1 protein-coding gene is annotated in these 1,286 nt (G+C 67.4%); it reads left to right on the forward strand.

Translation table 11 applies throughout. The features are described 5' to 3' along the window. The coding region (locus EN893_RS34310) for a HAMP domain-containing sensor histidine kinase (RefSeq protein ID WP_164901397.1) at positions 1-1,286 on the forward strand (1,286 nt) is incomplete at both ends.

Raw genomic sequence — 1,286 nt, forward strand, 5'->3', positions numbered from 1 at the left:
GCTGAGCACGGCGGCTGCGGTGTCGATCGTGCTGGTGCAGGGTGAGCCCGCCTCGCTGTCGCGCACGGCCCAGAACGACGTGCTGATGGCGATCGGCGCCAAGGCGATCGCGGTGCGCGACGGCGGCGTCTCGCGGCTGCTGGTGGTGGCCGAAATGCCGCCGAAGGTCGACGCGCACATCGATATCGCCTCGATCGGCATGATCAAGGGCATGACCGGCGCGCTCGACACGTTGTTTTTCGGCGGCGACCGGATGCTGCGCGTCTTCGGTCCGGTCGGTGACTCGGACAAGGAGTTCGAGCTGATCATGCCCGACAACAGCCTGCGCAATGCGATGCTGCGCTATTCGCGCAACGTCGCCTTCGTCTCGCTGCTGATCTCGCTGTTCACCGCCATGCTGGTCTACGCCGCCATCGACCTGATCATGATCGGGCCGATCCGGACGATGACGCGCTCGATGCTGTCCTTCTCCGAGGCGCCCGACGATCCCGGACGGATCATCCATCCGGCTGCCCGCGCCGACGAGATCGGCGTTGCCGAGCGCGAGCTGTCGCAAATGCAGGAGCGGCTGCAAAAAATGCTCTCCGAGCAGAAGCATCTTGCCGACCTCGGCCTTGCCGTCTCCAAGATCAACCATGACATGCGCAACATCCTGGCCTCGGCGCAGCTGATGTCGGACCGCCTGCGCCAGGTCAAGGATCCGACCGTGCAGGCCTTCGCGCCGAAACTGCTGCGCGCACTCGACCGTGCCGTGTCCTATTCCGAAGGCGTGCTTCACTACGGCCGCACGCAGGAGCCGCCGCCCGCGCGCCGCCGGCTCCGGCTGCGGCAGCTGGTCGAGGACGTGCAAGGCCTGCTCGACATCGAGCAAGGCATCGAGTTCGTCAATTCGGTCGAGCCGGCCTTCGAGGTCGATGCCGATTCCGACCAGCTGTTCAGGGTGCTCACCAATCTGTGCCGGAATTCCGTGCAGGCGATGGCGGCCGACAGCGAAAACGCCCTGGTGCGCCGCCTGGCGGTTTCGGCCGTGCGCCTGGGCAGCGTCAGCCGCATTGCCGTCAGCGACACCGGACCCGGCCTGCCGCCCAAGGCGCGGGAAAACCTGTTCGCGGCCTTTCGCGGCTCGGCGCGCAGCGGCGGCACCGGCCTTGGCCTGGCGATCGCGCACGAACTGATCCGCGCGCATGGCGGCACGGTGGAACTGGTCGAGAGCATTGGCGGGCGCACCACATTCGCCGTCACCATCCCCGACCAGCCGGTCCGGCTCGACCAGGCCCGCAACAGCC

This window comes from Mesorhizobium sp. M7A.F.Ca.CA.004.04.2.1, assembly GCF_004022825.1.
Classification (GTDB): domain Bacteria; phylum Pseudomonadota; class Alphaproteobacteria; order Rhizobiales; family Rhizobiaceae; genus Mesorhizobium.